This window comes from Streptomyces sp. NPDC093149 (assembly GCF_044754145.1).
GTDB lineage: Bacteria > Actinomycetota > Actinomycetes > Streptomycetales > Streptomycetaceae > Streptomyces.
Map to the genome: position 1 here is coordinate 114,564 of NZ_JBIVON010000006.1, position 19,151 is coordinate 133,714.

The following is a 19,151-nucleotide window of genomic DNA, read 5'->3' on the forward strand; positions in this document are numbered from 1 at the left end:
CGGACCGTTCGGAGCGGGGCACCTGCCTGTCAGCCCCCGCACTGCTCCAGCATCGCCTGCTTGTCCGCGGTGGTGACCGGAAGCGCGTACTTCAGCGAAACCTGCGCGAACCGGACCGCGTACGAGCAGCGGATCGGCTTGTAGGGCGGCAGCCAGGACGCCGGACCCGAGTCCCGCTTGGCGTTGTTGGCCGGGCCGTCCACCGGAATGAGGTTGAGCGGGTCGTTGGCGATCTGCTGCCGCTTGGTGTCGTTCCAGTGCGCGGCGCCCATCTGCCAGTCGTACGAGAGCGGCATGACATGGTCGATCTGGACCTTCGTGGCCTGCTGCTTGCGCCACTCGATGGTCGAGCCGGTGTACGGGTCCTTGAGGGTCATCGACACGACCACACAGTCCGAACCGGACCGGAACTTCACGTCCTTGCCGTCCCTGGCGAGGAGGTCGTTACGGGTGTCGCAGCCGTTCCTGGCCAGCGGTATCCCGTCGATCGAGTCCTTCCAGGCGTATCCGAACCTGTCGCGCGCGTACCCGGTCTTCGGACCCCGGCCCTTCGTCGCCACCTTCTCGATGATCTTCCTGCCGGCCGCCCTGTCCGCCTCGGACGCGAGCGGCGCGAGACCGGGCTTCGTACCGTCGGCGTTGTCGAGCGGGCTGGCCCCGAATCCGGTGGCGGCCTGCCCGCCGCCCCGGGACCCGCCGCCCTCCTGCCCGGTCCCGGAGGCCGACTGCTCGGGATCGCAGCCGGCCAGGGCCAGCACCGCCGCCACACTGAGGGCGGGCAGCATCACTCGGTACGCGCGGGGAGGTATCACTCGAAGCCGTCCTGACGGGGAGAAAGCTGATCCCGGGAATCCTACGGACGCCTTCCCCGAGAGACATGCACATGGCTACCGTTCGGGCCGGATGCGGCCTGAATCACACTGCCCGTCGAGCCGCCTGGCGCACCTGAGGGGTTCTTTCATCGGGGCTGCGCCCCGGGACGAACCGGATGTTCGAGCACAGAGCTCCCGGACACCTCCGCCGGCCACGCATGCCCTCACTCGCACTCGGCCGTGAACTCGTACTGCAACTCGTACAAATGGCCCGCCTTGACCATGACCGTCACCTCGATCGGCCGTTCGTCGTCGCTGTAGACCACGCGCAGGGTTCGGAGCACCGGCAGGTCACCAGGCAGCCGAAGCGCCTGGTACTGGTCCTGCGTGGGCACCCGCGCGGAGACCCGGTCCACGCTCAGCCGAGGCGGGTAGCCCAGCTCCGCCAGCAGGGTCGGCGTCCCGCCGGGAATCCTTCGGCGCTCTGTCATCACCGTGCCCCGTGCGATCTCCAGCGGGTAGTAGGACGCGACCAACTCCACCGGTTCGTCGTCCATCACGAGAAGCTGGCGCCGCAGAAGTGCGGTACCCGACTTCGGGAGCCGGAGCGCCTCGGCGACATCCGCGGGCGGCTCACACTCGACGACCTCCAGGAGTGTGCTGCGGGCGCGGGAACCGTTCTTTGCAGCTTCGGTCAGCCGGCGGTATGGCTCACCCGAACCTGCCGGAGCCATGTACGAGGCCGGGCGGACGGTTCGTTGACGGTGCACGCGGACCGTCACCCCGGCACCCGGCCTGCCGATCACCAGCTCTTCGTCCTTGAGGAGTTGCAATGCCTTCTGCACGGTCGCGTTCGAGGCATTGAACCGATCCTTGAGATGCACGGTCGACGGAAGGCTGGCACCAGGAGCGAGATCCCCGCCCATGATCTGGTCCCTGAGGTCGGCCGCGATGCGCTCGTGCAGCGAGCGGCGGTCGACGGCATCCGCTTCGGGTCTGGGCACAGTCATCCGATCCTGATCTCGTACCGCAATTTCTGGCGGCGTGGAGGCATGGCCATCACGTCGACCTGAATGGGCCGGTCCGTGTCGTCCAACGTGAGCCGGGTCAGTTGCAGTACCGGTTCACCGGCCGTCAAACACAGTTGCTTCCGCTCGTACTCGGTCGACTGCCGCGCGGTCACGTCCTCGCGCACGCGAACGCCGACATGGCCCAGGTCCGCCAGGAGTCTGATCGCCCCGCCGGGAATCCGGGCAGTCCCGGCCAGGCCCGTACCGCCCGCGATGTCCACGGGGTAGTACGTGTCCGTCAACTCGCACGGCTCGCCGTCGAGATACATGATCCTGCGACGTGCGACGACGCTCTGACCGGCGCGTGTCCCCAGCAGTTCCGCGACCGCTCCCGGAGCCTCCACCTCGCCTGCCTGGACAATGCACTGACTGCCCCGGCGCCCCTCTGCCGCAGCCTCCGCGGCCCAGGCGTCACCTCGGGCTCCGGGAGACGCGGAGAGGTACGGCACCGAAGTGCTGATCCATTCACTGTCGCCCATGTCCTTCTCCTCCGCAGCCAACGCCTGTACCAGCCTGCCGCATCACACGGTAGGCGAGCCGGTCGCACCTCCACAGAGTAGACCTTGCTGCTTTTTGCGAATAGCAGTACAGCCCCCTCACGTTACGGCCCGCGAGCAAGGCGGTGAACCACCGTGTCCCTGTCGCAGCAACGACGCCTTCCTCGCAGGCGCACCTCCGTTGGTGCCTCACGCGACTTCGTCGTCGATGTCCTCATCGAGTGGGATCTCCATCCTCTGATCGAGGACATAAAGCTGTGCGTCTCGGAGCTCGCCACCAACGCGTTGTTGCATGGCACGCCACCCGGGCGCGAGTTCAGCGTCGGGCTCCAACGGGGCGAGGAGCTGGTGCGCCTGGAGGATCGCGACAGCGGACCCGGTCGGCCCAGGGTCCAGCACCCCGACGACAACGCCTGCTCGGGGCGCGGGTTACAGCTTGCCGGCGAGCTCGCCGACGACTTCGGGGTCGATGATCACGTCGTCGGCAAGACCGTGTGGCTGGTGTTCAAAACCGCGCCCGCCCCCCTCACGACCCCAGGATCGTCGTGAGGAACTCCCCCGTCCACGCCAGCAGTTCGCGGCCCACGACCGGCTTGCCGCCGATCCTGCCGGTGGTGGGGCGGGGGACCAGGATCTGGTGGGCGGCGGGCTTGATGACCGTCTTCGGGTAGAGGCGCTTCAGACGCAGCTCCTGCGATTCGCGCAGCTCGACCGGGGCGAACCGGATGTTCGAGCCCTGGAGCACGATCTCGCCGACGCCGCAGGCGCGCGCCAGCATGCGCAGGCCCGCGACCAGGAGCAGGTTCTCGACCGGCTCGGGGAGCTTGCCGTAGCGGTCGGTGAGCTCCTCGCGCACCGCCCTGATGTCGTCCTCCGAACCGGCGGACGCGATGGCGCGGTACGCCTGGAGGCGCAGCCGCTCGCCCGGGGCGTAGTCGTGCGGGACGTGTGCGTCGACCGGGAGCTCGATCTTGACCTCCAGCGGTGGCTCCTCCTCGACGCCGCCTTCGAGGGAGGCCCGGTAGTCGGCCACCGCCTCGCCGACCATGCGGACGTACAGGTCGAAGCCGACGCCCGCGATGTGGCCGGACTGTTCGCCGCCCAGGAGGTTTCCGGCGCCGCGGATTTCGAGGTCCTTCATCGCCACGTACATGCCCGCGCCCATCTCGGTGTGCTGGGCGATCGTGGCCAGGCGCTCGTGGGCCGTCTCGGTGAGCGGCTTCTCCGGGGGGTAGAGGAAGTACGCGTAACCGCGCTCGCGGCCACGGCCCACCCGGCCGCGCAACTGGTGGAGCTGGGAGAGGCCGAAGTTGTCGCCGCGTTCCACGATCAGGGTGTTGGCGTTGGAGATGTCGATGCCGGACTCGACGATCGTGGTGGAGACCAGGACGTCGAACTTCTTCTCCCAGAAGTCCACCACCACCTGTTCCAGGGCCTGTTCGGACATCTGTCCGTGGGCGGTCGCGATCCTCGCCTCGGGGACGATCTCGCGCAGCCGCGCGGCGGCCCGGTCGATGGACTCGACGCGGTTGTGGATGTAGAACGCCTGGCCTTCGCGGAGCAGTTCGCGACGGATGGCCGCGCCGATCTGCTTCTCCTCGTACGGGCCGACGAAGGTGAGGACCGGGTGGCGCTCCTCGGGGGGCGTGGTGATCGTCGACATCTCGCGGATGCCCGTCACGGCCATTTCGAGCGTACGGGGGATCGGCGTCGCGGACATGGTGAGGACGTCCACGTTGGCGCGGAGCTTCTTCAGCTGCTCCTTGTGCTCGACGCCGAAGCGCTGTTCCTCGTCGACGATGACCAGGCCCAGGTCCTTGAACCTCGTCTCGGAGGAGAAGAGGCGGTGGGTGCCGATGACCAGGTCGACGGAGCCCTCGCGGAGCCCTTCCAGGGTCGACTTGGACTCGGACTCCGACTGGAAGCGGCTCAGCGCCCTTACGTTGACCGGGAATTGGGAGTAGCGCTCGGTGAACGTGCCGTAGTGCTGCTGGACCAGGAGGGTCGTGGGGACGAGGACGGCGACCTGCTTGCCGTCCTGGACCGCCTTGAAGGCCGCCCGTACCGCGATCTCCGTCTTGCCGTAGCCGACGTCGCCGCAGATCAGCCGGTCCATCGGCACCGACTTCTCCATGTCCTCCTTGACCTCGGCGATGGTGGAGAGCTGGTCGGGCGTCTCCGCGTACGGGAAGGCGTCCTCCAGTTCGCGCTGCCAAGGGGTGTCGGGGCCGAAGACATGGCCGGGCGCCGCCATCCGGGCCGAGTACAGCTTGATCAGGTCGGCGGCGATCTCCTTGACCGCCTTCTTGGCGCGCGCCTTCGTCTTCGTCCAGTCGGCGCCGCCGAGCCGGTGCAGGGTGGGCGCCTCGCCGCCGACGTACTTCGTGACCTGTTCCAGCTGGTCGGTCGGAATGTAGAGGCGGTCGCCGGGCTGGCCCCGCTTGGCGGGGGCGTACTCGACGAGGAGGTACTCGCGGGTGGCGCCCTGCACCGTGCGCTGCACCATCTCGATGTAGCGGCCGACACCGTGCTGCTCGTGGACGATGTAGTCGCCGGTCTCCAGCGTCAGCGGGTCGATCGTCTTGCGCCTGCGGGCCGGCATCCGGCCCAGGTCCTTGGTGGCGGTGCGCTGACCCGTGAGGTCCGTCTCGGTCAGGACGGCGAGCTTGAGCTCCGGGTCGACGAAGCCCTGGTCGATGGCGCCGCAGGAGACGTGGACCAGGGACGGGGAGATCTCCGCCAGATCAGGGTCCAGGCGGGCCGCGATGCCCTCGCCGCCGAGCACCTCGACCGTGCGGGAGGCGAGCCCCTGGCCCTCGGTGACGAACACCGTGCGCCAGCCCTCGGCGAGCCGGCCCTTGGTGTCGGCGAACGCGCGGGCGGTGTCGCCGCGGTACGACTCCGGGGCGTGCATCGCGAGCTTGAGGGTGTCCTCGTCGAGCGCGTCGTCCGCGGCGAACGGGGAGACCGACCACCACATCATCCCCAGCTCGCGGGCCCGGTCCCGGATGTCCGCGATGCCCCACAGGGAGGCCGCGCCGACATCGATCGGGGCCTCTCCGCCGCCCGCGGTCGCCGCCCAGGAGGCATGGAGGAACTCCTGGCTGGTGGCGACGAGGTCGGCCGCCCTGGTGCGGACCCGCTCCGGGTCGCAGACCACCGCCATCGAGCCCTTCGGCAGTACGTCGAGCAGCAGCTCCATGTCGTCGACGAGGACCGGGGCGAGGGACTCCATGCCCTCCACCGCGATCCCCTCGGCGATCTTGCCGAGCAGTTCGCCCAGCTCCGGGTGGTTCTCGGCGAGGACGGCGGCCCGCTCGCGCACCTCGTCGGTCAGCAGCAGCTCACGGCAGGGCGGCGCCCACAGCCCGTGCTCGGCGATCTCCAGCGACCGCTGGTCGGCGATCTTGAAGTAGCGGATCTCCTCCACGTCGTCGCCCCAGAATTCCACCCGAAGGGGGTGCTCCTCGGTCGGCGGGAAGACATCCAGGATGCCGCCGCGCACGGCGAATTCGCCGCGCTTCTCGACCAGTTCGACCCGGGAGTACGCGGCTGCCGCGAGCGCGTCGACCGTCTTGCCGAGGTCGGCGCTCTGCCCGATCCGCAGCGCCACGGGCTCCAGGTCGCCAAGTCCCCTGACCTGCGGCTGGAGCACGGAACGGACCGGTGCGACGACGACCTTGACCGGGCCGGTCTCCGGGTCGTCCTCCCTCGGGTGCGCCAGGCGCCGCAGCACGGCGAGGCGGCGGCCCACGGTGTCGGAGCGGGGCGAGAGGCGCTCGTGCGGCAGGGTCTCCCACGAGGGGAACTCGGCGATCGTGTCCGGCGGCAGCAGGGTGCGCAGGGCCGCCGCCAGGTCCTCCGCCTCCCGGCCGGTAGCGGTGACGGCGAGCACGGTGCGCCCGGTCTCCCGGGCCAGCGCCGCCACGGCGAACGGCCGGGCGGCGGGCGGGCCGACGAGGTCGACATGCATCCGGTGGCCGTCGCCGGCGGCCTTCACCGCTTCGGAGAGTGCCGGGTCACGTACGACGACATCCAGCAGACCGTGCAGGCTCATGAAGGGCTTCCGTCCGGGTAACGAGGGCGAGGTCTGACAGCCGGCTGCTGCCAGGGGGCAACGCGAAGGACCCGACACGTCTCACGGGCCGGGGTCCTTCAAGCCTACGACTCCCCTGTGACAGCCGCGTGCGCAATCGCCACCGGGCGGGAGGCGTGCGGCCTGATTGCGGCGGGTGGCGAAGCGGGGTGCCGTCGCCGGGCAGGGGCGGGAACCGGACACCGCGAAGGCGCCGGAATCCGACGCCGGACAGCCACCGGTCCTGGTCCGCTCGATGCCGTCCGTCGTGCGTCCGGCACCGCTCGTCGCGGGCCACGCACCGTTCATCTCCGCATCCCACACAGTTGTGTCCGGGCTCCTCACAGAAATGATCCCAGCGTCTACGCTTTGGCCGAAGATTTCACAAACAGTTGCACGGGCAGTGAGTACGGCAGCCGTCGACCGGCACTCACGGGCGATCCCCGGAAGTGCGCGGCCACGCATGGACCAGGCAGCGGGGGCACACGTGGGCGAGAACGAGATGTCCATATTCGGGGTCTCGGAGGCCGAGGAAGAGGTCTACCGGCACTTCCTGCGCAGTCCCGGCACCGCCACCGACGGTCTGCACCTTCTGCTGGACACCGACCCGCAGACCGCCCGCTCGTGCGTCGACCGGCTCCAGGAACTCGGGCTGCTCCATCCCGAGGGCCCCGACCTGCGTATCTTCCCGACGGATCCGGAGGTCGCGCTGGCCCGGCTGATCGACTTACGTCTGCACGCGCTCCACCAGGAGCTGCAGCGCGTCACCCGGTCCCGCCATGTCATCGACGGTCTACGCGCGGAGCAGGGGGCACGAAGACCCCCTCCTCCGGGCATCGAGCAGTTGGAGGGGCTCGCCCAGATCCGCAACCGGATCGACGACCTCGCCTTCTTCGCCCGGGACGAGATCCTCTCCGTCGAGCCGTACACCAAGCTGTCGCCCGAGAACATCGCCCGCTCGCGCCCGCTGGACCTGCGATGTCTGCGGCGCGGCGTGCGGATCAGGAATGTCGTCGCACGGGCCGCGCTGCACGATCCGGCGACCGCCGCCTATCTCCGGGAGCTGGCCGATCACGGGGCGGCGATCCGCGTGACGGCGCACACCGCGGAACGACTGCTGGTGTACGACCGCAGAGCCGCGCTCGTCCCGCTCGATCCGCGCGACACCTCGCGCGGCGCGCTGCTCGCCCATCGCAGCGGTCTGGTCTCCAACATCATCGCCCTCTTCGAGAAGATCTGGGACCAGGCCGACGATCTCTCCGAGGCGTTCGGCGAGGACACCGGGGCACCGGGCACCGGTCTTTCGGAGACCGAGCGGCGGGTGCTGGTGTCGATGTGCACCGTGGGCAAGGACGAGGCGGGCGCCCGGGAGCTCGGCGTCTCGGTGCGGACCTACCGGCGCTATGTCGCCGATCTGATGCAGAAGCTCGGCGCGGCGAGCCGCGCCCAGGCGGCGCTGCTGGCACGGGAGCGCGGCTGGATCTGAAAGATGCGGGTCCCGGGCCTCCCGCGCGGGTCCGGAGCCGGGTGAGGCGCCCGCGACCGCGCCGCCGTGCCTTCATCGCTCCTCCGCCCAGCCCTCCAGCGCCCGGTCGGCGAGGGCACTGGAGAGGGCACGCCGAACCGTCTGCCGGTCGACGGCGGGGGCCAGCGCGATGCGCAGGGCGATCCGGTCCGGGCCCACGGAACTGGGCGTGCAGCTCCAGTGGGCGGGGAGCAGGCTCAGCAGACGTACGACGGTGGTCTCACCGGTCGGGGCGGCGGCGTCCCGGCGGACGGTGACCATGTCCACATGGTCCGGGGCGTGGACGGTCCCCCTGTCGGCGCCGGTCATGGCATGCCTCCTTCCGGGGCCAGCACACGTCTGGCGGCCGACGCCATCGCCGCGATCCCGGCCGGCAGGGCGGTGCGGACGTCCGGCGCGAACTCCGGCGCGTGGTTGGGCGGTACGCGCGGCCCGCCGTCCCGGGCGGCGCGCCACTGCCGTACCCCGGTCACGCCGAGCAGCCAGTACACCGTCGCCACCCCAGGGGCGCCGAACCACGAGAAGTCCTCGGTGGCGGTGAGGGGCCCGCAGTCCGCCACTCGCTCCGGCCCGAACAGCGCCTCGTGCGCCCCGCGTACGGACGCGGTGGCGGCGGCGTCCGTCAGCAGGGCGGGCGAACGCGCGGTGACGGTGAAGTCCGGCCCCTTCCGGCAGCCGGAGGCCGCACATTCGGAAGCGATGATCCGGCGCGCGGCAGCCGTCATCCGGTCGAGCACCGGCTCGGACAACGCCCGGAAGCACAGGGCGAGTTCGGCCGTCTCCGGGATCACGTTGCCGCGCTCCCCGGCCCGCAGCATGCCGACGCTCAGCACCGCCTGCTCGGCCGGTGCGGTCTCCCGCGAGACGACGGACTGGAGCCGCATGACGACGGCGGCCGCCGCGAGGACCGGGTCGATGGTGAGGTGCGGGGTGCCGGCGTGGCCGCCGCGCCCGTGCAGGGTGACGTCCACCGCCGCGCTGGCCGCCGTCAGCGGGGTCCGGAAGTCCGCGGCGTGGGCGAGGGTGCCGGCGGGGGCCGGCGAGGTGTGCTGGGCGAGGACCACGTCCGGGGTGCCGAACCGTTCGTACAGCCCGTCCGCGAGCATCTCGCGCGCCCCGGTCAGGGTCTCCTCGGCGGGCTGGCCCACCACCAGGACGGTGCCGCTCCATTCGGAGCGCGTCCGGGAGAGTTCGGCCACCGCTCCGGCGACCGCGGCGAGATGGAGGTCGTGTCCGCAGGCGTGCATCACTCCGGGCACGGTGCTGGCGTAGGCGAGGCCTGTGCGCTCGGTGACGGGGAGGGCGTCCAGTTCGGTGCGGAGCATGACGGTCGGTCCGGGCCCGTTGCGCAGGACGCCCACGAGCCCGTGGCCGCCGCCGATCCTCCGGGTGACCGCGCAGCCGCTCGCCTCCAGCCGCGCGGCGAGCCGGTCGGCGGTGCCCCGCTCCGCCCCGGAGAGCTCCGGATGGGCATGGACGTCGAGGTAGAGCTCGATCGCCGAGCGCAGCACCTCCCGCGGCACGACGGGCGGCGAGGGCGGCGGCGAGGCCGAGGACGGGACCGGATCCGGGGCCGGATCCGGGGCCGGATTCGAGGCCGGATTCGAGGCCGGATCCGGGGCCGGACTTGGGGCCGGACTTGGGGCCGGATCCGGGGCCGGACTTGGGGCCGGACTTGGGGCCGGATCCGGGGCCGGACTTGGGACCGGGGGTTCGGGTGGGGCGGGGTTCTCCTTCATGTCAACTCACCTCGTTCCGCTGGGCGGGTTGGGTCCTCGCCCGTGAGCCTGCGCCGCCCCGGCTTCAGGAATTCGGCGTTCCGCTGTCATGGGGTGCCAGCGATCTGACAGCGAAAGCGCGGCCGATCTGACAGCGGCCCCCGCTGCAATGGCATCAGCTCAGGGGAACAGCGCCGGACCCGCCGGCCGGTCCCCGTGACCCAAGGGAGAACACCATGGCCCCGAAGACCGAGCTCGCCACCCTCGCCGACGAGATCCTGGAGCTGGAGTCGGAGACCTTCGAGATCTCGGACTACTCGGACGCCGCGGAGGTCGTGCTCGCCGGCTCGACGTCCTGCTCCTCGACGTCGACCTGCTCCAGCACCACCAGCACCACCTCCTGCTGCGCCTGACCAGGTCGCACGGCACGCACGTCCACAAGCCCTCTTCGCGGAGCACACGCGAAGGGGGCTCGCGGACGTCGTGCCCGCGCCGGTGAGGTCCGCACGGGCCACGTTCCCGCCGGTCGTCCCGGCATCGGTCACGTCCGCACCGGCCGTCTCGGCCCCGGTCACGGGAAGGGGTGCGGAACGCGCTTGACCGCGGACTCCGGGAGGTCGTCGGTTCTCCGTCCCGCCGCCCGCAGCGCGGTCCGCAGCCTGGGCATCAGCAGGGCGCGCTGCCGTGTCCAGCCGAAGTCCAGCGGCAGGAAGCCGGGCACGAGGGTGGCCACCGTGTGCAGGCCCATCCGGCGCTGCTCGGGCGTGGTCTGGTCGACCACGATGACGTCGTGCCCGACGGCGGCGATCTGGTCGCGCAGCAGGTTCAGATCGTCCAGCAGGTCTCCGGTGCGGGGCCGCAGCGGCTCCCAGTCGCCGAAGATGCCGGCCGGCGGGCGTACGGCGACGGGGTCCAGGTACTCCTTCGCATGCTCGGCCATCGCGGGCAGCCCGTAGAGCTGGGCGTGGTCCTTCAGCTGCCGCACACGGGAGAAGTCCTGCGCCATGGCGGTGAGTTCGCCGTGCCGCTCGGCGACCTGGTAGGGCAGGTGCGGAATGTAGGTGAGGACTTCGGACAGGGCCGACTCGATGGTGCTCTCCGGGTCGAATCCGGCGGCGGCGGCGAACGAGAGCGTCCCGTACCCGCCGTCCCTGCGTACCGCGAGAGCCGTGACGACGGGGACGGCCAGGTCCATCCGGGTGTCGAAGGCATGGACGTCGTAGCCGTGCAGCGCGGCCCGGTCGGCCATCGTGCGGACGGCCGGGGAGCGGCACGACCCGAGGTCGACCGCGGTGAGGGGGGCCCGGCCGTACCAGGCCAGGAGGAAGGCGTCCCGCTCGATGATCTCGAGGAGCCCGAAGAGGATCGCCTCCTCCAGACTCCCGCCGGTGGCACAGCCGTTGGAGCATTCGAAGACGAAGTTGTCGGCCTCGACCCCGGCGCTGTAGTGGGCGAGCCGGGCGGGCACGAGGACGGGGTGGTCGTCGCGCAGGGAGTGCCCCCACACCCAGGGGATGGGCCGGTCGGGGTCGAACGGGGAGACCATGGGGTCGTTCGCGTAGGTCTCGGGGGCGTAGAGACCGCATGCGGCGGGGTCGAGGGCCCGGTCGGACAGCTGGTTGTAGGAGCCGACCACGGGAGAGGTGCCGCGTCTGCGGGTGGTGCCCGCGTACCGTTCCAGGCCCTCCAGGTGGGCGAGGGTGCGGCTGGTGTCGTAGCTGTTGGCCTGGCCGCTCCAGGTGACGTCGTTGAGGCCGGCGTAGCCCCGTACGAAGTGGGTGCCCGCGACCGGTGCCGTGGTGGTGGACGTCGGGTTGATCCAGATGTCGGAGCCGAGGGTGCCGCACACCGGGTTGGCGAGCGCCGCGGTCGGCAGGGGGTAGGAGGCGAGGGAGCGCAGCCGGTAGCCGTCCGGGTCGGGTTTGCGGGCGGGACGCAGGACCATGCGGGCCGAGGCGGCGGTGTCCGGGACCTCCTGGACGCAGGAGGGGCAGAGGGGTTCGGGCAGGAGCGGGAACGTCGCGGTGGCGAGGGTCACCAGGTCGATCCGGGTGACCCGGGGCAGCGCGCGGTCGGCGGGGGTCGCGTCGGGGATGTCGTGGCCGCCGCCGAGGACGGCGCGGTAGACGGCCCAGACGGCATCGACCGCGTAGTCGGTGAGGACCGGCCAGTGGACGGCGCCGTGCGGTGCGCCGCCGAGTTCCAGTGCCTCGCGCTCCGAGCGGCTGCGCAGCCGCTGCCAGCGCATCGCCAGGCACTGCCCGCAGGCCGTGGCGCCCGGCTCACCGCCCCAGGGCCCGATCAGCACGGCGCGTGAGGTGAGCTGGACACCGGCGGCGGGGCGGGCGTCCGCGTACGGGTCGGGGCGGCCGAAGCCGAGGGTGTCGGCCGCGCCCAGCGGGACGACGAGGGGGGCCGGCAGCGCCGACGGGTCGGGCAGCCGCGCGTGCCGGGCGGTCAGTTCGTCCTGGAGCGCGGCTCGGGCCGCTTCCAGCGGGCTCCCGGTGCGCCCGGGTGCGGCGGTGGGCGTCGTCATGACTTGTCGCTCCAGCGGAAGGTCCTGAGCGCGATCGCGCTCAGGACGAGGGCGAAGCCGGCGAGCACCGCGCAGGACAGGCCGATGTCCGAGGCGGTCCCGTCGCCGGTCAGGGCTGCGGAGATCCCGTCGTTGAGGTAGCGCAGCGGCAGTACGCGGGAGAGGTTCTGCATCCAGGACGGCATGGCGTCCAGCGGGAAGAACGAACCGGACAGGAACGCCATGGGGATCATCAGGCAGTTGGCGACGGCGGCGACGGCTTCGGGGGTCTTCGCGTAACTGCCGACGACGACGCCCATCGCGAGGAACGCGGTGATGCCGATGACCAGCACCGGCAGGGCGAGGGGCCAGCGGCCGTCCAGCCGGAGCCCGAACGAGGGCAGCAGGGCGACGGAGACGAAGAGCACGGCCTGCACCGCACCGATGCCCAGCGCCAGGACGTACCGGGAGGCGAGTACGGCGGACACCGGCGTCGGGGTCATCCGGATGAGGCGCAGGATGTCGTCGCGCCGCCACTGCATGAGGACGAAACCGACACCGAACACGGCCGCGTTGCCGACACCCCAGGACAGGACGCCGGGGGCGATGTAGTTGATGTACGGCTTGCCGCTCTCCTCGACCGTCTGCCCGTGGAAGATCAGTCCGAAGACCACCAGGAAGATGAGCGGGAAGGCGAAGGTGAAGAACAGGGTGGTCTTGTCGCGTGTGTAGGCCCGGTATCCGGCCTGGCTCAGCGCCGCGTATGCGCTCATCGGGGTGTCTCCGTATCGCTGGGTGCGAGGGGGTGGGGGGCCTGGGGGCGGCCGGCGGTCCGGCCCGTCACGGCCGGGGGGCTCCGGTCCGCGCCCCGGTGAGCGTCAGATACACGTCTTCGAGGCTCGCGGTGCGCGTCCGGACGCCCTGGAGACCGGCCAGGGCGTCGATCGCGGCCAGGACCCTGCCCGATTCGAGGGTCTCCAGGACGAGTGCGTCCGGCTCCTCGGTGACGCTGTCGACGCCTTCGATGGCCCGCGCCCGGTCGGCGCTCATGCGGCCCGCGGGGACCAGCAGCCGGGTGGTGGGGGCGGCCGCGGCGATCAGGCGGGCGGGGCTGTCGAGTGCGGCGACGGAGCCGTCGACCATGATGGCGACGCGGTCGCAGAGCGCCTCGGCCTCGTCGAGGTGGTGGGTGGTGTAGATGATGGTGCGGCCCGCGCCCTTGAGGTCGCGCAGCACCTGCCACAGATCGCGCCGCGCCTGCGGGTCGAGGGCCGCGGTCGGCTCGTCCAGGAAGATCAGTTCGGGTTCGTGGACGAGCGCGGAGGCGATGGCGAGCCGCTGGCGCTGGCCGCCGGAGAGGTCGTCCACGCGGGTGTCGCCCTGCTCGGTGAGGCCGACGCAGGCCAGTGCCCGTTCGGCCGCCGCACGGCCCACCCGGTAGAGCGCGGCCATGGTGCGCAGATGTTCGCGGGCGGTGAGACGGACGAAGAACGCCGAGGTCTGGGTCTGTACGCCGAGCCTGGGCAGCAGGGACGTGTCGCGCGGCCAGGGGCTGGTGCCGAGGACGGTCACGGTCCCGGAGTCGGCCCTGCGCTGCCCCTCCATGATCTCCACGAGGGTGGTCTTGCCCGCCCCGTTGGGGCCGAGCAGCCCGAAGAACTCACCGCGCGGCACGGTGAGGGACACCCCGTCGACGGCCCGCGTACCGCCGTACCGCTTGTGTACGTCGTCGAGGACGACGGCCGCCGGGAGGGGGCCGTCCCCTGGGCCGGCCTGGTTGCCCGGGGAGGTGGACGGGGCGGTGGGGCTCATGGACTTCTCCTTGTCCGCCGCCGGGGGCGGCTCGGACCTTCGGGGCGGCGGATCGGCACGCGGTGGGTGGTCAGACGGTGAGCAGATGGTGGGCGGCCGCCACGACGGCGGCGAGGATCAGTACGAGCACGAGCACCGAGCCCAGCCCGTAGCCGAGGTACGCGGCCCGGGCGCGGCGTGGGTAGTCGGCCGCCGCCGGGTCGCGGCGGGCGACCAGGCGCAGATACGTGCCGGTCGCCGCGGCGAGTCCGGTGGCCCCGCACAACTGGCTCACGATCCGGTAGCCGTCGAGCGGCGGGAACGGGACCAGCATGGCGATCGCCTGTGCGCTGCCGAGGAGCAGCAGGGCGCCGAGCGCGTCGTGCGTGGCCGTGTCGAGCGGGGCGAACATCCACAGGGCGCAGAACGGGAGCAGGAACAGCAGGTTCATCACCGCGCCCGCCAGCGCGGTGTGGATGCGTTGCCAACGGGAGCCCAGATAGAGGTAGTTGCCGACCGTGCAGTACATGATGACCACGGGCAGCCGCCAGCGCAGACCGATTTCGGCCACCGTGCCGCCGTGGTGCCGGGCGACGACACCGTGGGCGAGTTCATGCAGGGCGGTACTGAACCAGAGCAGCGTGGCGGCGCCCGTCAGCAGTACCGGATTGGTGAACAACTCCCTTGCGTCGATGAGGAGTTCACCCACATGCAGGGCAATCACCACCTCCATCGCCACCACCAGCACGAGCAGGGGCACCAGCCACCCCGGAGCCAGCAGGAAGCCGACCGCCCGGTGCAGCCGGGCGGTGGTCGCGTCGGCGTCGGCGACCAGCCGGACACTGCCGCGCAGCACCCCGCGCGCGGGCCCGGCGGGCCCGGCGGGCCCGGCGGGCCGGGTGACGGGAGCGGCGGATCCCCCGGGAGCGGCAGATCCCCCGGGTGCGGCCGGCCCGGCGGGTGCGGCCGGCCCGGCGGGTGCGGCCGGTCCGGCGGGGGTGCGGGCGTCGGCCCCGGCCAGCAGTCCACGGGTACCGAGCATCCGCAGGATCTGCTGCCAGCGGGCCCCGTCCAGTCGGCGCCCGTACTCACGGGCGTACTCCTCGCCGATCTCCCGCAGGCTCCGCTCGCCGTCCATCCGGGCGATGAGGAAGTGCTCCTTGGGGCCGACCCGGAAGGAGCTTCCGCTGTCGGTGTCCTTGATCAGGTGCACCGTCGCGGCGCCGTCCAGCAGCGCGTCGCTGAGCAGGACCCGGGGCCGCAGCGCGGGCCGGTACTCGGCGAGGGCGTCGGCGGCGGCGCTCATCCCGGCTCCCGCAGGGCCCGGCCGAGCACGTGCGAGAGGTACGCCTCGTCCCTGATCGTCACGTGCAGCCGGTTGTTGGTCATATGCATGTACGGGGAGAGGAGCAGCGGCAGGGAGGCCGCCGGATCGGTGACCAGTTCGTCGCGCTCGCCGTCCCAGGAGCGGAACGTCAGATCGCCGTCGAGGGTCAGCGCGACGGCCCTGTCGCGGAGTTCGGCGCAGTGCTCGGCCCAGCCGGCGAGGAAGCCGGGCAGCCGCGCCGCGCCGTCCTCGTCCGCGACGGCGGCCCGGACTGCGGCGAAGCGGGCGGCCAGCCCGGCTGCCATCGAGGCGTAGTTGCGGTCGTACTCGTCGCTGCCGATGAACCCCGTGCCGGGGAAGGCGCGGTGCCAGAACTCGTAGTAGCTGTCGAGGTAGTCGGCTAGTTCCTGCCGGTCCGGCAGGAAGGCCGCGGACATCACCATCATCAGCTGGGCGGAAGTGCCGAGCAGCACGGTCCGCAGATGGAGGTTCTTCGTCCGAAAGGCGTCGATGACCAGGTCGCTGGAGCGCCTGAAATGCCATTCGGCGAGCTCGATCCCGGCCGGGCCGCCGTACTTGCCGTACTCGGGCTCGTAGCGCTCGTCGCTGCGCGAGTTGTTGGGGCGCAGGTTCATCCGGCCCTGGTCGTCCATGTAGTGGCCGCGTTCGGCGCCGGGGAACTCGATGTCGAACAGGGTGTTGTAGAAGTCGTTGAGGAACCCGGAGTCCACCTCGTACAGCGCGGGCCGTTCCGCCAGGAACGCGTCCACGGCCGCCTCGGTACGTCGTCGCACCTCGGCCTCGGCGTCCGGCGACGAGGGCCGGATCCGCAGCCTCACATGAGGGCCCTCCAGCCAGTAGTTGATGAAGAAGTAGCCGGCGAGCAGACCGTCCGCCTCCAGTTCCGCCACCAGCGGGCGGATGCAATGGGTCAGCATGGGCCGGGGGTTGGCGGCATAGAAGATGTGGGTGGCCTGCCAGGCTCCGGCCCGGCGGGTCTCCGTGGCGGCCGGGGTGGGCGGGGCTGGACTCATGAGTGGTCCCTCCTTCGGACGGGGGTGACGGTCTCCACCGCGAGCTCGGCGACATGGCGGCCCCGGCCGGAGAAGGTGTGCAGCCCGTCCTCGTCGGGCAGCATCTCCCGGAACACGACCCGGGCCCCGTCGCTCCTGATCAGTGCCTCGAACGCGGACAGGGAGAGCGGGCTGTCGAAGTCGACGTAGCTCGGCTTGCCGCCGGTCGCCCCGCGTGCGCCGCTGTCGGCGACGGTGGCGAAGACCCGGTCCGGCAGGCCGTGGGCGCGGCGGAACGCGTGCCAGCCCAGGAACCAGGCGTCCTCCCCGGACCCCGGCCCGCGCAGCGGCAGCACGGTCGCGGGCGCGCTCCAGCTGCGCCGGCTGAGCACCACACTGCCGTGCCGGACCCTCGGCCTGCGGGTGACTCCGCCGTCCGGGGCGCCCTCGGGGACGCCGCCCCACACATTGAGCGGGGACATGGAGGTGGGCGAGAGGAGGAGCAGGGTGCGGGGCAGTTCGGGCAGCGCCAGCGGGACGAGGTAGCCGAGATAGACGGGCACCACCTCCTTGCCCAGCCGGGTGGAGCGCAGGACGAGCCGGTCCGCGGCCCGGTCGTGGACGAGGTACAGGTCGTCCAGGTGGATGCGGTGGGAGGCGGGCAGGGTGCCGCGCTCGCCGGGGCAGACGATCTCGTACTCGGTGAGCCTGCCGTGCAGATTGAGATTGCTGGTGACGGGCCCGCCGGTGACCTCGGCGAGGACGGCGCCCTCGGGCACGAGACCGGCGGTGGCGGCGAGCAGTTGTTCGTCGAGGCCGTCGAAGAGATGTGTGAACCTGCTGAACGGGAAGGAGACGCCCCCGTACGAACGGTTGAGGACGACCAGCTGGTCGGCGGGCCGGTCGACGATCTGCACATGGTGCGCGAGCGGGCTGAACTCCGTCTCCAAGGAGGCCAGTTCACCGGCCACCTCGTCGAGGACGTCCGCGTCGACATGGATCTCGCCGCTGCCGTCGCCCGTCTTCTCCCAGGCCGACCACAGGGCGCGCATCCGTTCCACGAAGGCCTGCCGGGCCGTGTCGAGGGCCTTGAGCTGCGGCAGGGAGAGCCAGTTCTCCTCGGGTACGTAGTTGCCGTCCGGGTCGAACGCGGTGCGCTTCGCGGTGAACGACATGTACTGGTCGAAGAAGTCCTCGTGGAAGTCGTGCACCAGCTTCAGCAGATCGTCGCAGCGTCCGCCCTGCCCGTACCGGGCGAGGAAGAACCCCTTGAACGTGACGCGCTGCGGCAGGGTCAGGTCGAAGGCGGGCAGCACCCGCTCCACCGCGCCGAGCGGCCCGGCCGCCAGCTCCTCCCAGGCGGCTGCGGACAGTTCGGCTCGCCGTCCGGCCGCCACGTCCTCGTACAGCAGGGTCTGCGGGATCCGCGCCCGGTCCATGCCGAGCTCCGTCACCTGGAGGGCGCTCAGCTCGGCACGCAACTCGGCCATCAGGGCGCGTCGTTCGGCCGGTCCCGCGTCCGCGAACCGTTCGACGCGGGAGGCGGGGGCGTCGAGCCGGGCGGCGAGCCGGTCCGCCCAGGGGCGGTCCAGTCCGCGCAGCGACTTCTGGAAGGCGCGCAGCGGATCGGTGTCGTGGACCTCGGTCCGCAGACAGGGGACCTGCACCATCCCCAGGTCGAGGAGCGCCTGGAGGTAGTGCGCGCACTCGGCCTCCCCGGCGTCCTGGTCCTCGGCCAGCCAGTCGGCCAGTTCCCCGTAGCGAAGGGTGCCGCGCTCCTCGAACAGGCCGAGGAGGCGCTCCAGGGTGCCGCTGCGGCGGAGGAAGAACAGCCGGTCCTTCACCGCGTCGAAGGTGACGGCGGTGTCCTCGTCGCCCTGTGTGGTCCAGCGCCGCACATAGCGGACCCGGTCGTCGTCGCGGCCCCAGCCGGAGGCCGGGGCGACCGGCAGATCGGCGCGGCGGACCGGGTCCGCGATCACGGCCTGGGCGAGCCTTTCGACGGCGACGACATTGAGCCGCAGCAGCCCGGCCCATTCCTCGTCGATCCGGACCGCGAGCCCCCGGTCCCCGGCGGACTCGTCGAAGGTCCCGAGGGCGACACCGGTGAACGTGGAGAACGGGCTGGTCTTGCAGGCCGTCCGGTAGAGGTACGAGAGCAGTGAGCGCTCGATCTTGCGCCGCTTCTTGTCCGGCGCCGCCCCGGCGTCGCTCCTCGTGTACGCGTCGAGCTGCGCGTCCAGCGCCGGGGAGGCCAGCGGCAGCCCCTTGCGCAGTCGTTCCTCCCCCGCCAGCCGGCGCAGTGCCTCGCGGGCGAGCCCGGTCTCCTCGGCGAGCAGGGCGCGACCCGCCGCCCGCTGCTCGTCCAGCCGTCGCCGGCCGGTCAGCCAGGCCGCCAGCGCCGTGCCGGTCGCCGTGTCGAGTTCCCGCACCAGCGCCAGCGCGTGGTCGGCGGCCCCGGTCCCCGGCAGCCGGTTGTTGAAGACGTCGCGGCGCAGTCGCAGCAGGGCGCGGCGCAGCGCCTCGTCCTCGCTGCCGCCGATGAGACCGTGGATCAGGTCGCCGAGCCGCTCGCCGTCGGCGCGCGACCGCTCGGTGGCGTGCAGGACCTCGTCGGCCCAGTGGCGGCTGCGCGGGCAGCGCAGCGCCCGTACGCTCTCGACCGGCAGCCCGGCGACCCGCAGCATGAAGCGGGGGCGGGTGACGGTGGCGGTGGATGGGTGGTCCGGCGTCATGGCGGGTGGTCTCCCCTTCTCGTTCCGGTGGTCGTCCAAGGTGGTCGCGCTCAGGGCCTGTCGGGTGACCTTC

General features: G+C 71.7%; 15 protein-coding genes. 3 read left to right on the plus strand and 12 right to left on the minus strand.

The annotated features are described in order from the left end of the window. Positions 1-29 precede the first annotated feature (29 nt). From ACIQCZ_RS19735 to ACIQCZ_RS19745, 3 genes are all read right to left on the minus strand, one after another. Positions 30-812 (minus strand): HNH endonuclease family protein, encoded by a 783-nt coding sequence (locus tag ACIQCZ_RS19735; protein WP_402283711.1) that lies wholly within the window; start codon positions 810-812, stop codon positions 30-32. Between the two features lie 224 nt (positions 813-1,036). Beyond that, the gene (locus ACIQCZ_RS19740; RefSeq protein WP_402283713.1) at positions 1,037-1,822 is read right to left on the minus strand and encodes a GntR family transcriptional regulator; all 786 of its coding nucleotides are present in this window, start codon (positions 1,820-1,822) and stop codon (positions 1,037-1,039) included. After that, complete coding sequence (locus tag ACIQCZ_RS19745; RefSeq protein ID WP_402283714.1) at positions 1,819-2,361, minus strand: GntR family transcriptional regulator; 543 nt, start codon at positions 2,359-2,361, stop codon at positions 1,819-1,821. The genes ACIQCZ_RS19740 and ACIQCZ_RS19745 overlap by 4 nt, the downstream gene beginning before the upstream one ends. Positions 2,362-2,514: 153 nt before the next feature. Here ACIQCZ_RS19745 and ACIQCZ_RS19750 point away from each other — a divergent pair, with 153 nt between their 5' ends. Continuing rightward, the gene (locus ACIQCZ_RS19750; protein ID WP_402283715.1) at positions 2,515-2,928 is read left to right on the plus strand and encodes an ATP-binding protein; all 414 of its coding nucleotides are present in this window, start codon (positions 2,515-2,517) and stop codon (positions 2,926-2,928) included. Here the strand turns inward: ACIQCZ_RS19750 and mfd are convergent. Next, positions 2,906-6,436, minus strand: coding sequence for a transcription-repair coupling factor (gene mfd, locus ACIQCZ_RS19755; RefSeq protein ID WP_402283717.1), 3,531 nt, complete (start codon positions 6,434-6,436; stop codon positions 2,906-2,908). The genes ACIQCZ_RS19750 and mfd overlap by 23 nt on opposite strands. 505 nt (positions 6,437-6,941) lie before the next feature. Between mfd and ACIQCZ_RS19760 the strand changes: the two genes are divergently transcribed. Continuing rightward, positions 6,942-7,940: a LuxR C-terminal-related transcriptional regulator gene (locus ACIQCZ_RS19760; RefSeq protein WP_402284164.1), complete on the plus strand. Its 999-nt coding sequence runs from the start codon at positions 6,942-6,944 to the stop codon at positions 7,938-7,940. 72 nt (positions 7,941-8,012) lie between these two features. Here ACIQCZ_RS19760 and ACIQCZ_RS19765 read toward each other — a convergent pair whose 3' ends face one another. Both ACIQCZ_RS19765 and ACIQCZ_RS19770 read right to left on the minus strand, forming a co-directional pair. After that, positions 8,013-8,288 (minus strand): hypothetical protein, encoded by a 276-nt coding sequence (locus ACIQCZ_RS19765; RefSeq protein WP_402283719.1) that lies wholly within the window; start codon positions 8,286-8,288, stop codon positions 8,013-8,015. Further along, the gene (locus ACIQCZ_RS19770; RefSeq protein ID WP_402283721.1) at positions 8,285-9,502 is read right to left on the minus strand and encodes an amidohydrolase; all 1,218 of its coding nucleotides are present in this window, start codon (positions 9,500-9,502) and stop codon (positions 8,285-8,287) included. The genes ACIQCZ_RS19765 and ACIQCZ_RS19770 overlap by 4 nt, the downstream gene beginning before the upstream one ends. Before the next feature lie 431 nt (positions 9,503-9,933). On the opposite strand from ACIQCZ_RS19770, the gene ACIQCZ_RS19775 reads away from it, so the two are divergent. Continuing rightward, entirely contained in the window at positions 9,934-10,110 is a 177-nt protein-coding gene (locus tag ACIQCZ_RS19775; protein ID WP_073790073.1) for a thiazolylpeptide-type bacteriocin, read from the plus strand. 158 nt (positions 10,111-10,268) lie between these two features. Here the strand turns inward: ACIQCZ_RS19775 and ACIQCZ_RS19780 are convergent, their stop codons facing one another. From ACIQCZ_RS19780 to ACIQCZ_RS19805, 6 genes are all read right to left on the minus strand, one after another. Then, positions 10,269-12,233, minus strand: a complete 1,965-nt coding sequence (locus tag ACIQCZ_RS19780; protein ID WP_402283723.1) for a TOMM precursor leader peptide-binding protein — start codon at positions 12,231-12,233, stop codon at positions 10,269-10,271. Continuing rightward, complete coding sequence (locus tag ACIQCZ_RS19785) at positions 12,230-12,985, minus strand: ABC transporter permease (RefSeq protein ID WP_402283724.1); 756 nt, start codon at positions 12,983-12,985, stop codon at positions 12,230-12,232. The genes ACIQCZ_RS19780 and ACIQCZ_RS19785 overlap by 4 nt, the downstream gene beginning before the upstream one ends. A 67-nt stretch (positions 12,986-13,052) precedes the next feature. Then, the gene (locus tag ACIQCZ_RS19790) at positions 13,053-14,024 is read right to left on the minus strand and encodes an ABC transporter ATP-binding protein (RefSeq protein WP_402283726.1); all 972 of its coding nucleotides are present in this window, start codon (positions 14,022-14,024) and stop codon (positions 13,053-13,055) included. 70 nt (positions 14,025-14,094) lie between these two features. After that, complete coding sequence (locus ACIQCZ_RS19795; protein ID WP_402283728.1) at positions 14,095-15,309, minus strand: M50 family metallopeptidase; 1,215 nt, start codon at positions 15,307-15,309, stop codon at positions 14,095-14,097. Next, positions 15,306-16,364, minus strand: a complete 1,059-nt coding sequence (locus ACIQCZ_RS19800) for a lantibiotic dehydratase C-terminal domain-containing protein (protein WP_376215791.1) — start codon at positions 16,362-16,364, stop codon at positions 15,306-15,308. The genes ACIQCZ_RS19795 and ACIQCZ_RS19800 overlap by 4 nt, the downstream gene beginning before the upstream one ends. Further along, positions 16,361-19,078 (minus strand): lantibiotic dehydratase, encoded by a 2,718-nt coding sequence (locus ACIQCZ_RS19805; RefSeq protein WP_402283731.1) that lies wholly within the window; start codon positions 19,076-19,078, stop codon positions 16,361-16,363. The genes ACIQCZ_RS19800 and ACIQCZ_RS19805 overlap by 4 nt, the downstream gene beginning before the upstream one ends. Positions 19,079-19,151 lie beyond the last annotated feature (73 nt).

Bases quoted from the DNA above. Each gene is read 5' to 3' on its own strand.
- ACIQCZ_RS19740 (WP_402283713.1), bottom strand. From the start codon at position 1,822: ATGACTGTGCCCAGACCCGAAGCGGATGCCGTCGACCGCCGCTCGCTG.
- ACIQCZ_RS19745 (WP_402283714.1), bottom strand. From the start codon at position 2,361: ATGGGCGACAGTGAATGGATCAGCACTTCGGTGCCGTACCTCTCCGCG.
- mfd (WP_402283717.1), bottom strand. From the start codon at position 6,436: ATGAGCCTGCACGGTCTGCTGGATGTCGTCGTACGTGACCCGGCACTC.
- ACIQCZ_RS19765 (WP_402283719.1), bottom strand. From the start codon at position 8,288: ATGACCGGCGCCGACAGGGGGACCGTCCACGCCCCGGACCATGTGGAC.
- ACIQCZ_RS19775 (WP_073790073.1), top strand. From the start codon at position 9,934: ATGGCCCCGAAGACCGAGCTCGCCACCCTCGCCGACGAGATCCTGGAG.
- ACIQCZ_RS19780 (WP_402283723.1), bottom strand. From the start codon at position 12,233: ATGACGACGCCCACCGCCGCACCCGGGCGCACCGGGAGCCCGCTGGAA.
- ACIQCZ_RS19785 (WP_402283724.1), bottom strand. From the start codon at position 12,985: ATGAGCGCATACGCGGCGCTGAGCCAGGCCGGATACCGGGCCTACACA.
- ACIQCZ_RS19790 (WP_402283726.1), bottom strand. From the start codon at position 14,024: ATGAGCCCCACCGCCCCGTCCACCTCCCCGGGCAACCAGGCCGGCCCA.
- ACIQCZ_RS19795 (WP_402283728.1), bottom strand. From the start codon at position 15,309: ATGAGCGCCGCCGCCGACGCCCTCGCCGAGTACCGGCCCGCGCTGCGG.
- ACIQCZ_RS19800 (WP_376215791.1), bottom strand. From the start codon at position 16,364: ATGAGTCCAGCCCCGCCCACCCCGGCCGCCACGGAGACCCGCCGGGCC.
- ACIQCZ_RS19805 (WP_402283731.1), bottom strand. From the start codon at position 19,078: ATGACGCCGGACCACCCATCCACCGCCACCGTCACCCGCCCCCGCTTC.